We start from the raw sequence: 14,742 nt of genomic DNA, 5'->3' as shown, positions 1-14,742 counted from the left end.
GCCGATTTAATATTGAGCATCTTGAAAAAAACATCACTGGAAACAGCATGCCTTCCTCAACTACTTTTCGTACCCGCACGGGGCGTTTGATCCCTGCAATTATCGTGGCGATGTTACTTGCCAGCTGTTCGAGCCAGGCTCCGCAGTCGCCGAAAGAGAGCGTACAGGATGCGGGCACCGGCAGCGCCGACTACTATTTGAAACAGGCGCAGCAGAGCAGTGATGATAACAAGGCTAACTGGCAATTACTTGCGATTCATGCCCTGTTACGTGAAAACCGCGTTTCCGAAGCCGCCACGCAGCTGGGCCAATTGCCGCAACAAGGGCTGAACAACAGTCAGTTTATGGAACAGCAGTTGCTGAATAGCGAACTGCTGGTGGCGCAGAAAAACTATCCGGCGGCCAATACCGCGTTGAGCAAGCTGGATGCCGAAAACTTCTCGGCGGAACAGAAATCCCGTTACTATCAGGCGCTGATTACCGCCAGTCAGGGCAAGGCCAGCCTGCCGCTGCTGCGCGCCTATATTGCGCAGGAGCCGCTGCTACAGGGCAAGGCGCATCAGGATAATCTCGACGCCACCTGGCTTGCACTGACCCAGCTGACGCCACAGCAGGTCGGCGGCATCGCGATTAACGCCAACGAAAACGTATTGCAGGGCTGGCTTGATTTGCTAAACCTGTGGCAGAGCAGCAAGCAGGATCCTGACCGGTTGAAAGCCGCGATTCAGGATTGGCAACAGCGTTATCCTTATAATCCAGCGTCCAAAACGTTGCCGACCGCGCTGAATAACGTGATCAATTTCAAACCGGGTTCGATTGAGAAAGTCGCGCTGCTGTTGCCAATGAGCGGCGCGGCGCAGGTTTACGGCAATGCTATCCAGCAGGGTTTTAACGCCGCAGCCAACGGTCAGGCGAATGCGCCGACGCCAGCACAGCCCGTCGCCGCCCCGCAAACGGCTTCTGCGACTAGCACCGCGCCTGTTGATCCTAACGCCGCTGTGAGTCCTTCAGCGCCGACGCAGGATGCCAATGCTGCATCGACTTCTTCGCCTGCTACACCTGCTGCATCTGCAACGCCAGCGGTTGCGGCCTCAACTCCCGCTCCCGCTAACGTGCAGATAAAAGTTTACGATACCAGCAGCCAGCCGATCCCGGCGTTGCTGGCGCAGGCGCAGCAGGATGGCGCGACGGTGGTTGTGGGTCCGCTGCTGAAAGATCAGGTCACCGCGCTCTCTACCGAGCAAACTTCGCTTAACGTACTGGCGCTTAACCAGCCGCAAAACGCCACGCCAAATAGCCCGAATATCTGCTATTTCGCGCTGTCACCAGAAGATGAAGCGCGTGACGCTGCGCGCCATATCCGCGCCCAGCAAAAGCAGATGCCGCTGTTGATGGTGCCGCGCGGTGATTTAGGCGATCGCGTTGCGCAAGCTTTCGCCGATGAATGGCAAAAAGAAGGCGGCCAAACCGTGTTGAAACAAAGCATGGGATCTTACGCTGACCTGAAAGCTCAGGTGAGTCGCGGCGGTGGTTTGCGTCTCACCGGCACGCCAGTCAATACGGCCCCGGCGGCGCAGCCTGCGGGTGTGACAATCGGCGGCATCACCATTCCTTCGCCACCAACCGATGCACAGGTCACGGGCGCGTCTGCCGAAAGCGGGGGCAACGTCGATGCGATTTATATTGTCGCCACGCAGGACGAAATGGCGCTGATGAAGCCGATGATTGATTTGTCTATCAATACGCGAGTGAAACCGTCAATCTATGCCAGCTCGCGCAGCTATCAGGCGGGTGCGGGTCCGGATTATCGTCTGGAAATGGAAGGCTTGCAGTTCAGCGATATTCCGCTGTTGGCGGGCACCAATCCTGCGCTGATGCAGCAGGCCAGCAGCCAGTTTAGAAACGATTATTCGCTGGTGCGTCTGTATGCGATGGGTATCGATGCCTATAATCTGGCCAATCACTTTACGCAAATCCGTCAGGTGCCGGGCTTCCAGCTGTCAGGAACCACCGGTAATCTGTCTGCAAACAGCAATTGTGTGATACATCGCCAGCTACCTTGGTTACAATACCGTCAGGGCAGCCTCGTTCCGGTATCCTCATAATCCTTTAACTGGATGTGATGGACTCACAGGGACGTAAACGCCATGAAAGCAGACAGCCGCACAGTCGGCGCAAATTATGAAAGCCTCGCCCGCCGCTACCTCGAGCGCGCGGGGTTAACATTTGTCGCCGCCAACGTCGGCTGTCGCGCCGGTGAAATCGACCTGATCATGCGCGACCAAAACACCTGGGTGTTTGTCGAAGTCCGCTACCGTCGCAACGCCAATTTTGGTGGCGCGGCGGCCAGCGTCACGCATTCCAAACGGCAGCGTTTGTTACGCGCGGCCGCCTTCTGGCTTGCGCAACACAATGCGAGCCTTGACACATCAGCTTGCCGTTTTGATGTTTTAGCCATCACGGGTAGCCAGCTAGAATGGTTGCCAGATGCCTTCAATGCGCAAGAATAGTTTCAAGACTGACGGACACGCGGCGAAATTTACCCTGCGTGCCACACATTTGACTGACGAGAAAACAACGTGCTGGAAAGAATCAAAGCCTGCTTTACCGAAAGTATCCAAACTCAGATAGCCGCAGCAGAAGCTCTGCCTGATGCGATATCACGAGCCGCGATGACGCTGGTCCAATCGCTGCTGAACGGCAACAAGATCCTTTGCTGTGGGAACGGAACCTCGGCTGCAAACGCTCAGCATTTTGCCGCTTGTCTGATAAATCGCTTCGAGACTGAACGTCCGAGCCTTCCTGCAATCTCACTCTCTGCAGATAACGTGGTTTTGACTGCTATCGCCAACGATCGCCTGCATGAAGAGATTTATGCCAAGCAGGTCCGGGCGTTAGGTCAGGCTGGCGACGTATTACTGGCGATTTCGACGCGTGGTAACAGTCGTGATATCGTCAAGGCGGTAGAGGCAGCAGTGACACGGGATATGACCATTGTCGCCCTTACCGGTTATGACGGCGGCGAGCTGGCAGGATTGCTGGGCACGCATGACGTTGAGATTCGTATTCCTTCTCATCGCAGCGCCCGCATTCAGGAAATGCACATGCTCACCGTTAATTGCCTCTGTGACTTGATAGATAACACGCTATTTCCACACCAGGACGATTAAGGAGAACCAATGAAGGCAAACTACCTCTTTGCTGTAGTGCTTAGCGCCCTCTTGCTACAAGGTTGTGTGGCCGCCGCGGTTGTCGGTGTTGCCGGCGTGGCAACGAAGACCGGAACCGACCCTCGCACCGTGGGAACGCAGGTTGATGACACCACACTGGAGGCGCGCGTTGCCAACGCCATCAAGGGTAACAAGGATCTGAAAGACAAGGCGCGAATCGTCTCCACGGCCTATTCGGGTAGAGTGTTGCTGACCGGTCAGGCTCCAACGCCAGATATGGCAGTGACGGCGAAGCAGATTGCCCTGAAAGTCGACGGCGCGACGGATGTTTACAACGAAATCCGCACCGGCTCGCCAATCAGTCTCGGCACCGCCTCGATGGATACCTGGATAACCACCAAGGTTCGTTCACAGCTGTTGACCAGCGATCAGGTGAAATCTTCCAACGTTAAGGTCACTACCGAAAACGGCGAAGTCTTCCTGCTGGGTCTCGTCACTCAGGAAGAAGGCCAGTCGGCTGCTAAAATTGCGGCGGGCGTCAGCGGCGTCAAGCACGTCACCACGGCGTTTAGCTACGTAAAATAATGACCGACGTGCCGTAACATTTTGAACGCGCTAGAAGAAAAGCAAAAAGGACAGCCTCGGCTGTCCTTTCTTTTTTTGATTTACTGCCGATCGGGCTGACTATCAATGCAGCTTGTGGGCCGTAAGGAAACTCTCGCCGCCCAGCTGGCTCATCTGTCTTAGGATCCACTGCTGACGACGAAGCACGTAGGCCGACGGCGCGTTAACCTTAAACTGGTGCGGATTGGGCAGCACGGCGGCCAGCAACGCGGCCTGCGAGGCGGTTAAACGGCTCGCCGGTTTATGGAAAAAGTGCTGCGCGGCCTCTTCAACGCCAAAGACGCCGTCGCCAAACTCCACGATATTTAAATAGACGGTAAGAATGCGGCGCTTGGTCCACACCGTTTCAATGCCGACCGTCAGGCCCGCCTCCAGCCCTTTTCGCACCCAGCTGCGGCCGTCCCACAAGAACAGATTTTTGGCCGTTTGCTGAGAAAGCGTTGAGGCACCGCGGATCCGCGCGTCCTCTTTTTCATTATTTGACAGCGCCGACTGAATGGCACCAACGTCGAATCCCCAGTGTTCCGGGAATTTTTGATCCTCTGCTGCCATCACTGCTAGCGCCATAGGCGATGAAATTTCATTCATCGGCACCCAATCGGAGTGTGACACGTAGCCAAAATTGCCCGTGGCCCACGCGGTGATCTGCCTTTCAACCATCACGGCAGAGAAAGGCACCGGCAGAAATGCAAAGATTACAATGCCTGCTAACCATATGCCTAATAACGATATTACGCCGCGCTTTAGCCACTGAATTGGCCGATAAAAAGGCGACTTTTTTGAAGATTTGCTCATTAATACAATCCCTGACACATCCGGTCGACTTATCAATACCCACAATAACCCCATTTATGGCGCTAGCAAATAATGCCTTTCGACTGCTAACAATGTGGCTATCATCTCCGAAGATCGAACAAATAATGGCCTAAATTATCGATCCTGCGCCGAGCGCTTTAACAAGCTCGTTCATTTTCAACAGATTTTTGCTCACTCTAATGTTATGCATTTGTTAACTAAAAGTTTAAAATCTAAAGCTCATTTTGCCAGCAAAAACATTTACGTTTCTTATATATTGGCACGTACTGGTTTAGCAAATAATGCGGATTAGATAAACATCGCTTCAGGGTCTCTCTTCACCGCTTTGCTATTTATTCTCGTTTTGACCAAGCGAATCAATCAAAATGGAACCAATCCCACCCACTTGACTAAAGTGAAATTATTTCACGGTCGTTGAATTTTTCTCTGCTCAAAGCCGGTTGACCCGATTCAGCAACCGGTTTACTTAATAATTCAGTCATTACAATACTTTGCATATTAACACTGGCGATACATTATGCTTTTTCAGCCTGTTTTATCAGCGAAAGCGGGCGAAGAAAGCGTCCTGAACTTCAGGAAGCGCCTTTCTTCTACCTCTCTTAGGGTAGCCCGCCAATGCACTCTGCTAGCCTTATTAAAAATTAACTAATATTAACGCTTGAACTTTTGTATAGACAAAGATTAATCTACATCACAGTTTTTAATGATTCTCGTAACAGGTTCGTTGATATTTGTTATGTTGAGTCTTGAAAGTTGTATTACACTTGTAAATCTAATTAACCAAGACCTGCGAACGAAACCCTTAGTAGAACAATACGCGGGTTACCTTTTTCCCTGGTGTTGGCGCAGTATTCGCGCACCCCGGCCTCGGCTGGGGTTATTTTTTTCCAGATTCTGCTTCTTTGGTCCAGTCTCGCAACGTCTGCACGTCATTACGCCATTCCAGTTTTAACTCGTCGACCCAATCCTGCACGTTGTCCCACCACGCTGGCAGCGAGGGCGTCTGAATCTGCTGTGCTAGCTGTTGCAGATGTTTAAGTCCGACCGACCCCGCCGCACCTTTAATTTTATGCGCCTCTTCGGCAATGCCGTGCTGGTCACGGGCAGTCATGTTTGAGTCCAGCACCTCGAGATAACCCGGCATCATTTGCTCGAACATGTCGGCGCTTTGATGGATAAGGCCGGATCCGACCAGCTCCATATATTGCTCAAGCATCGGAATATCGAGCAGCGCTTCATTGGTTTTCATTGGCTTGGCTTCCTCTGATGAAGGCTCCTGCACCGGCGGGCGATCCCAATACTGCTGGATCATCGCGGTAAGCGCCGGAACAGAGAGCGGTTTGCTCAGGACATCGTCGATGCCCGCTTCCAGGTACTCTTTCTTGTCTTTCAGCACGTTGGCGGTCAATGCCACCAGCGGCGGTAAATCTTGCCCCGCATATTTCTCACGCAGAATACGCGCGACATCCAGCCCCGTCATATCCGGCAGCTGAATATCCAGCAGCACCAGATCAAACTCGTAAGGGTCAAACATCTCCAACGCCTCGTGGCCGGTCATCGCCACCTCAACGCTGCTGCCCAGCTTCTCCAGCACCGAACGGGCGACAATCACGTTAAGCTCGATATCTTCCACCAGCAGAATATTCAGCGCGGGCAGCGGCATGATTTCGTCTTCGTCGAGCTCTTTTTCAGGCTCGTCCAGCGACGGTGCCGCCACGGTCAGGGTGAAACAGGACCCTTTGCCCAGCTCGCTGCTCACCAGAATGTCGCCGCCCATGCTTTGCGCCAGCCGTTTCGACACGGCCAACCCGATGCCGGTACCGGTCGCCGGTTTACCGCCGTTCTGATCCTTCACCTGATAATACATGGCGAAGATTTTATCCTGCTCGTCCTGCGGAATTCCCATGCCGGAATCCTGCACTTCGAAGCATAGACGATCGCCCTCGTCGTGATGAACGCGCACCACGATTTCGCCCTTATGGGTAAATTTCACGGCGTTGCCAATCAGATTCCACAGAATTTGGCGCAGGCGCGTGCCGTCGGTAATGATGGTGTGCGGCAGCGGAATGTCAGGCTGCATCACGAATTTCAACCCTTTCGGCTGCACCAGCAGGCCGGTCAGATTCTCAAGCTCGGAGAGGAAATCGGTGAAATTCAGCGGATTGTTGTCGAGCTGCACCTTGCGACGCTCGAGTTTGTCCATCTCGATGATGTCGTTGAAGATATTGCCCAAGGTAATGGCGCTGACGTGAATGGTCTTGAGATAATTATGCTGTTCGTCGTTTAAATCGGTATCGAGCAGAATACGGCTCAGGCCCACAATGCCATTAAGCGGCGTACGCAGCTCGTGGCTGATCGTTGAAATAAAGGTGGTCTTCTCACGGCTAGCATTCTCGAGCGCGTCCTGATAGCGCTTACGCTCGGTAATATCGCGGCCAAAACCCATCAGCCCGTGGCGTTTACCGATTCTGTCGTAGAAAGGTACTTTGCGCAGCTCGAAGCAGGCTTTGCGACCGTCGGGATAAACCAGCCACTGCTCGTAAGTTAATGCAACGTTGTGGCGGAAGACTTTTTCATCGGTTTCGATGACTTTCTCTGCAATATCGGGGGAGTAGACGTCATTTGGCGTCAGGCCAATGAGCTGTTTTTCGCTTAGGCCGGTCAGCAGCTCCATGGCGCGGTTGCAGCCTGAAAACTCTTTGTCTTCATTACGGTAATAGACCAGATCGGGTGACGCATCGAGGAAGGAACGCAGCAGCGCAGACTGCTGGCTCAGCTCGATTTGCGCCTGTTCGCGATGATGCATCTCGAGTTTCAGCTTGTCGACCACCGCCAGACGCGCCTCTTCAGCTTTAATACGATCGGTAATTTCCTGATTAAGTTGGGAAATATTTTCGGTCAGCTGCTCGTTCAAGGTTAAATCGCGATGACGCATCTCTTCAAGTTTGTCGACCAGCCGTGTCAGGCGCTGGCGCGACTCCTCCAACTGCTCGACCACCACTGACAGGAAATAGACCGCCCAAGGGGTGATAATCAGACCGAAAAATATCGACCTTACCACGTCGATACTCTCTACCTGCCCGCGCAGCAGCATGGTCACGGCCATCTGCACGATCATCGCCAGCACCACCAGCGCCGAAGCCAGCAACAGCGAGAAACGCACCAGCCCGAGTTTAACCATCAGGTCAACGTAGTACTGGGCAAGTAATCTGATTTGCTTCATAGCCTTTCCTTGAAAAGAATTCGTCGATACGCCAAATCTGTTTGGAATAAAGTAGAGCGAAATGATACCGCAATTCCGCTACGGATGAGCTTTTACGCGGCAATTTTTCGCCCGCGCGCAGTAATGGGGCAATCTCTGCCGTCGCGCACTTAAATGGTGTTTATTGACTAATAACAGACGGCGGATTATAAATAGCGCCCCGCCTTGAATCGCCAAGGCCAAGCCTGTAAAGACTTTTCTCTCTTCCTTATTAGCAATACTTATCCGCCACCCCAAATAGAAAGAATAACTATTCAGTATTACTGCAAATAAAGTCATTCCTTACACTATGAATATTTCTTATTATCCGGCCTCTATTAGCACATTATTACGGGATGATTAAAAACAGTAATAAAGCATCCCTCCGCCGATTTTCCCAGCATAAAACGCTGGCAAACCCCCTCTCCCTAGCACGGTGCACAGTTATTGAGCTTACGGTACAGTGAGACAGCTCACACTTCACACAGTGCTCCACACAGTTAATATGGCTTCTAAAAAAGCATTTTTATTATATTTATCAGTAAATTAAATAGAAAAATGCCCTTTATGACAGTGAGCCAATGGATATTTGACCTACATCCGCTTTCTCGCTAAGTTGGAAGTCCGCTGGAAGCACTCTTTATCAGTTAAAAATCGATGAGCGAACAACTCGTCATATTTATGCAGTAATTGAAGACTCCCTCATTAAAACAAGTCATTTTCCACTTGTGAGAACCGTCACGAGAGGGGCGACCGACGGAGGATGTCAGCCAACAATCGCACCATAAGAGTGCGTCAAATGCTGAATCCTCGTGAATCGCCTCCTCGCAGTAGGTGTGAGAGTCTCGCAGAGCCTGGGGAGGTTCCCGTTATGTTGTATGATGCATCCCATGAGAAGGACAACTGTGGTTTTGGCCTGATAGCCCATATTGAAGGCGAACCTAGCCATAAAGTTGTTCGTACGGCCATTCACGGATTGGCGCGTATGCAACACCGTGGTGCCATTCTTGCTGACGGCAAGACGGGCGACGGTTGCGGTCTGTCGTTGCAAAAACCTGACCGTTTCTTCCGTATGGTCGCTGAAGAGCGCAACTGGCGCCTGGCGAAAAACTATGCGGTAGGCATGATTTTCCTCAATAAAGATGAACAGCTGGCCGCTGAAAGCCGCCGCATCATCGAAGAGGAGATCCTGAACGAAACGCTGTCCGTTGTCGGCTGGCGTGAAGTTCCGACCAATCCTGACGTTCTCGGTGAGATTGCGCTCTCCTCCATGCCGCGCATCGAACAGATTTTTATCAACGCGCCTGCCGGTTGGCGTCCGCGTGATATGGAGCGCCGCCTGTATATGGCGCGCCGCCGCATTGAAAAACGCATCAGCGAGTGTGAAAACCCGGATAAAGAGTTCTACGTCTGTAGCTTCTCCAACGCGGTAAACATCTATAAAGGCCTGTGTATGCCGATAGATTTGCCACGTTTTTATCTGGATCTGGCAGACCTGCGTCTGGAATCGGCCATTTGCCTGTTCCACCAGCGCTTCTCTACCAACACCGTGCCACGCTGGCCGCTGGCGCAGCCGTTCCGCTATCTGGCGCACAACGGTGAAATCAACACCATCACCGGTAACCGCCAGTGGGCGCGCGCACGTGCCTACAAATTCAAGACCCCGCTGATCCCCGATCTGCAGGATGCTTCACCGTTTGTGAACGAAACCGGTTCCGACTCCAGCTCGCTGGACAACATGCTCGAGCTGTTCCTGGCGGGCGGTATGGACCTGCTGCGCGCCATGCGTTTGCTGGTACCACCGGCCTGGCAGCAGAACCCGGACATGGATCAGGACCTGCGTTCGTTCTTCGACTTTAACTCCATGCACATGGAGCCGTGGGACGGCCCGGCGGGCATCGTCATGTCCGATGGTCGTTACGCTGCCTGTAACCTTGACCGTAACGGCCTGCGCCCTGCGCGCTACGTCATTACCAAAGACAAGCTGATCACCTGCGCGTCCGAAGTCGGGATCTGGGATTACCAGCCTGATGAAGTGGTCGAAAAAGGCCGCGTCGGTCCGGGCGAGCTGATGGTTATCGACACCCGCAGCGGCAAGATTCACCACTCTGGCGAAACGGATAACGATCTGAAAAGCCGCCACCCTTACAGAGAGTGGATGGAGAAAAACGTTCAGCGTCTGGTGCCGTTCGAAGACTTGCCGGCCGATCAGGTTGGACAGCGCGAGCTCGATGACACGCTGCTCGAAACCTATCAGAAGCAGTTTGGCTACAGCAGCGAAGAGCTGGATCAGATCATCCGCGTGCTGGGTGAAAACGGTCAGGAGGCGGTCGGTTCAATGGGCGACGATACCCCGTTTGCCGTGCTTTCCAGCCGTCCGCGCATCATTTATGACTACTTCCGCCAGCAGTTTGCGCAGGTCACCAACCCGCCAATCGATCCGCTGCGCGAAGCCCACGTGATGTCACTGGCGACCAGCATTGGCCGTGAAATGAACGTGTTCTGTGAAGCCGAAGGTCAGGCACACCGTCTGAGCTTTAAATCGCCGATTTTGCTCTACTCCGACTTTACCCAGCTGACCACGCTCGACAGCAAGCACTATCGCGCCGAGACGCTGGACCTGACTTTCGATCCGTCCGAGATGGATATGGAGCAGTTCGTTCAGCAGCTGTGTGACGAAGGCGAGCGCAAAGTGCGTGAAGGCGCCGTGTTGCTGGTGCTGTCTGACCGCAATATCGCGCCAAACCGTTTGCCGCTGCCTGCGCCAATGGCGGTCGGAGCGCTGCAATATCGTCTGGTCGAGAAGAGCCTGCGTTGCGACGCCAACATCATCGTTGAAACCGCCAGCGCCCGCGACCCGCACCACTTTGCCGTGCTGCTGGGCTTCGGTGCAACCGCCGTTTACCCGTATCTGGCCTACGAAACGCTGGCCAAACTGGTCGACGCGCGCGTCATCGACAAAGATTACCGCGAAGTGATGCTGAACTACCGTAACGGCATCAACAAAGGCCTGTACAAGATCATGTCCAAAATGGGCATCTCGACTATTGCCTCTTACCGCTGCGCCCGCTTGTTCGAAGCCGTCGGTTTGCATAAAACGTTGAGCAACGTCTGCTTCCCGGGCGTGGTGAGCCGCATTGGTGGCGCAAGCTACAGCGACTTCCAGCAGGATCTGCAAAACCTGTCCAAACGCGCCTGGCTGAAACGCAAGACGCTGGACAACGGCGGCCTGCTGAAATACATGCACGACGGCGAATATCACGCCTACAACCCTGATGTGGTGCAAACCCTTCAGGCGGCAGTGAACAGCGGCGATTATGCCGATTACCAGAAGTACGCCAAACTGGTGAACGAGCGCCCTGCTTCCATGCTGCGCGACATGCTGAAAATCACCCCGAACGGCGAGCCAATTCCTGTCGATCAGGTTGAGCCAGCCGAAGGCCTGTTTACCCGTTTCGACTCGGCGGCGATGTCTATCGGCGCATTGAGCCCGGAGGCACACGAATCTCTGGCCGAAGCGATGAACAGCATCGGCGGACGTTCGAACTCCGGCGAAGGCGGTGAAGATCCTGCGCGTTACGGCACCAATAAAGTGTCGCGTATCAAGCAGGTTGCTTCTGGCCGCTTTGGCGTGACGCCAGCGTATCTGGTCAACGCCGACGTTATTCAGATTAAAGTCGCGCAAGGTGCAAAACCGGGCGAAGGCGGCCAGCTGCCGGGTGACAAAGTGACGCCGTACATCGCCAAGCTGCGTTATTCCGTGCCGGGCGTGACGCTGATTTCACCTCCGCCGCACCACGACATCTATTCAATCGAAGACTTGGCGCAGCTGATTTTCGACCTGAAACAGGTGAATCCGAAGGCGATGATTTCCGTCAAGCTGGTCTCCGAACCGGGCGTTGGCACCATCGCAACCGGCGTGGCGAAAGCCTATGCCGACCTGATCACCATTTCCGGCTACGACGGCGGCACCGGCGCAAGCCCGCTGACCTCCGTGAAATACGCCGGCAGCCCGTGGGAATTGGGTCTGGTTGAAACACAGCAGGCGCTGGTTGCCAACGGCCTGCGTCACAAGATTCGTCTGCAGGTGGATGGCGGTCTGAAAACCGGCGTCGACATTATTAAAGCCGCGATTCTGGGTGCGGAAAGCTTTGGTTTCGGTACGGGTCCAATGGTCGCGCTGGGTTGTAAATACCTGCGTATTTGCCACCTGAACAACTGCGCAACCGGTGTTGCAACCCAAGACGAAAAGCTGCGTCGCAACCACTACCACGGTTTGCCGGAGCGCGTGACCAACTACTTCAAGTTCATCACGCAGGAAACGCGCGAGATCATGGCCGAGTTGGGTATTCGTCAGTTGACCGACCTGATTGGCAGAACCGATCTGCTGGTCGAGCTCGACGGTTTCACGGCGAAACAGAACAAGCTGGATCTCTCTCCGCTGCTGGTTACTGCTACGCCACATCCGGGCAAAGCCGTTTACTGCACCGAGAGCAACCCGTCGTTCGATAAGGGTCAGCTGAACAAAGATATTCTGGAGCAGGCCGCGCCACATATCGAATCGAAGCAGAGCAAGGCGTTTTACTTCGATATCCGCAACACCGACCGCTCCGTCGGCGCGCTGTTGTCGGGTGCGATTGCCGAGAAGCATGGCGATCAGGGCATGTCAGCCGATCCGGTGCGTATCAACTTTAACGGCACCGCAGGCCAGAGCTTCGGCGTGTGGAACGCAGGCGGCGTCGACTTGATGCTGACCGGCGATGCCAACGACTACGTCGGTAAAGGAATGGCCGGTGGCCGAATTGCGATTCGTCCGCCAATCGGTTCGGCATATCGCAGCCACGAAGCCGTGATCGCAGGCAACACCTGCCTCTACGGCGCAACCGGCGGCAAGATGTTTGCTGCGGGCCGTGCGGGCGAGCGTTTCGCGGTGCGTAACTCTGGGGCTATCACCGTGGTTGAAGGCATCGGCGACAACGGCTGTGAATACATGACCGGCGGCATCGTTTGTGTTCTGGGTCGCACCGGCGTCAACTTCGGCGCAGGCATGACCGGCGGTTTCGCCTACGTGCTCGACGAAGACGGCGAGTTCCGCAAGCGCGTCAACCCTGAGCTGGTCGAAGTGCTCGAGGTGGCAGATTTAGCGATTCATGAAGAGCATCTGCGTGGATTGATTACCGAACACGTACAGTTGACCGCGTCGACCCGTGGTGAAGAGATTTTGGCGAACTGGCCTTTGTGGGCGCCTAAATTTGCCCTGGTTAAACCGAAGTCCAGTGATGTTAAAGCATTGTTGGGTCACCGTAGTCGTTCCGCAGCCGAGCTGCGGGTACAAGCGCAGTAAGAGGTTAAGATGAGTCAAAACGTTTATCAATTTGTCGACTTACAGCGCGTTGATCCGCCAAAGAAGCCGCTGAAGATCCGTAAAATTGAGTTTGTAGAAATTTACGAGCCGTTCTCGGCCACTCAGGCTGCGTCACAGGCAGACCGTTGTCTGTCCTGTGGTAACCCGTATTGCGAATGGAAATGTCCGGTCCATAACTACATCCCGAACTGGCTGAAGCTGGCCAACGAAGGGCGTATTATGGAAGCCGCTGATTTGGCGCACCAGACCAACAGTCTGCCGGAAGTCTGTGGGCGCGTTTGCCCGCAGGATCGCCTGTGCGAAGGTTCCTGTACGCTGAACGACGAATTCGGTGCTGTCACCATCGGTAACATCGAGCGCTATATCAATGATAAAGCGATCGAAATGGGCTGGCGTCCGAACATGTCCCACGTCCACCCTACCGGCAAGCGCGTGGCGATTATCGGCGCGGGCCCGGCAGGTTTGGCCTGTGCCGACGTGCTGACCCGTAACGGCGTGAAAGCGGTGGTGTTTGACCGTCATCCAGAAATCGGTGGCCTGCTGACCTTCGGCATTCCTTCCTTTAAGCTGGAAAAATCCGTGATGACCAAGCGTCGCGAAATCTTCACCGAAATGGGTATCGAGTTCCAACTCAATACCGAAGTCGGTAAAGATGTGACCATGGACGCGCTGCTGGCCGAATATGACGCCGTATTCCTCGGCGTGGGCACCTATCAGTCAATGCGCGGTGGTTTGGAAAACGAAGAAGCGCCGGGCGTGTACGATGCCCTGCCGTTCCTGATTGCCAACACCAAGCAGCTGATGGGCTTCGAAGCGCAGCAGGACGAGCCTTACATCACCATGGAACACAAACGTGTCGTGGTGCTGGGCGGCGGTGATACCGCGATGGACTGCGTGCGCACTTCCATTCGTCAGGGCGCGAGCGCGGTAACCTGTGCTTATCGTCGTGACGAAGAGAACATGCCGGGCTCACGTCGTGAAGTGAAGAATGCGCGCGAAGAAGGTGTGGATTTCAAATTCAACCTGCAACCGCTGAGCATCGAGCTGAACGATTCAGGGCGCGTGAAAGGCGTGCGTATGGCGCGTACCGAGCTGGGCGCACCTGATGCCGCGGGCCGTCGTCGCGCAGAAATCGTGCCGGGTTCCGAGCACGTAATGGACGCCGATGCCGTGGTCATGGCGTTTGGTTTCCGTCCGCACAAGATGGAATGGTTGGCCGCTCACGACGTCGAGCTGGACAATCAGGGCCGTATTGTTGCGCCGGAAAGCAAAGACAACGCGTTCCAGACCAGCAACCCGAAAATCTTCGCCGGTGGCGATGCGGTGCGCGGTTCGGACTTGGTTGTGACCGCGATTGCCGAAGGACGTAAAGCCGCAGACGGCATTATGTGCTTCCTGGAAGTTTAAGCCCCTCAATGGAAGTTTAAGCCCTCAAACAGGCTTGCTTAAACGCCAGATGTGAAAAGAGACCGCAATGCGGTCTCTTTTTTTATGTCTGCAACGTTACGTTTGCAACATCAATGCCT

General features: G+C 54.4%; 8 protein-coding genes. 6 read left to right on the top strand and 2 right to left on the bottom strand.

Annotated elements, in window-relative coordinates; genetic code table 11:
• Positions 1–47 precede the first annotated feature (47 nt).
• The 4 genes from SC206_RS05245 to dolP all read left to right on the top strand — a co-directional run bounded on the left by SC206_RS05245 (position 48) and on the right by dolP (position 3,755).
• The gene (locus tag SC206_RS05245; RefSeq protein WP_332734889.1) at positions 48–2,105 is read left to right on the top strand and encodes a penicillin-binding protein activator; all 2,058 of its coding nucleotides are present in this window, start codon (positions 48–50) and stop codon (positions 2,103–2,105) included.
• Between the two features lie 42 nt (positions 2,106–2,147).
• Positions 2,148–2,510, top strand: coding sequence for a YraN family protein (locus SC206_RS05240; RefSeq protein WP_332734887.1), 363 nt, complete (start codon positions 2,148–2,150; stop codon positions 2,508–2,510).
• Between the two features lie 69 nt (positions 2,511–2,579).
• On the top strand, positions 2,580–3,170 hold the full coding sequence (gene diaA, locus SC206_RS05235; protein ID WP_026110499.1) for a DnaA initiator-associating protein DiaA: 591 nt from the start codon (positions 2,580–2,582) through the stop codon (positions 3,168–3,170).
• A gap of 9 nt (positions 3,171–3,179) precedes the next feature.
• Complete coding sequence (gene dolP, locus SC206_RS05230; RefSeq protein WP_332734882.1) at positions 3,180–3,755, top strand: division/outer membrane stress-associated lipid-binding lipoprotein; 576 nt, start codon at positions 3,180–3,182, stop codon at positions 3,753–3,755.
• Between the two features lie 102 nt (positions 3,756–3,857).
• Here the strand turns inward: dolP and mtgA are convergent, their stop codons facing one another.
• Positions 3,858–4,589 carry a monofunctional biosynthetic peptidoglycan transglycosylase gene (gene mtgA / locus SC206_RS05225; RefSeq protein ID WP_332734880.1) on the bottom strand — a complete coding sequence of 244 codons (732 nt, stop codon included), beginning with the start codon at positions 4,587–4,589 and terminating at the stop codon, positions 3,858–3,860.
• A gap of 898 nt (positions 4,590–5,487) precedes the next feature.
• Positions 5,488–7,833 carry an aerobic respiration two-component sensor histidine kinase ArcB gene (gene arcB / locus SC206_RS05220; RefSeq protein ID WP_332734879.1) on the bottom strand — a complete coding sequence of 782 codons (2,346 nt, stop codon included), beginning with the start codon at positions 7,831–7,833 and terminating at the stop codon, positions 5,488–5,490.
• 889 nt (positions 7,834–8,722) lie between these two features.
• Here arcB and gltB point away from each other — a divergent pair.
• Together gltB and SC206_RS05210 are read left to right on the top strand one after the other, a co-directional pair.
• Entirely contained in the window at positions 8,723–13,195 is a 4,473-nt protein-coding gene (gene gltB, locus SC206_RS05215) for a glutamate synthase large subunit (protein WP_332734877.1), read from the top strand.
• Between the two features lie 9 nt (positions 13,196–13,204).
• The gene (locus SC206_RS05210; RefSeq protein WP_332734875.1) at positions 13,205–14,623 is read left to right on the top strand and encodes a glutamate synthase small subunit; all 1,419 of its coding nucleotides are present in this window, start codon (positions 13,205–13,207) and stop codon (positions 14,621–14,623) included.
• Positions 14,624–14,742: the final 119 nt, after the last annotated feature.

Source organism: Rouxiella sp. T17 (genome assembly GCF_036663475.1).
Classification (GTDB): Bacteria; Pseudomonadota; Gammaproteobacteria; order Enterobacterales; family Enterobacteriaceae; genus Rouxiella.
This window is presented reverse-complemented; position numbering and strand designations above follow the sequence as displayed.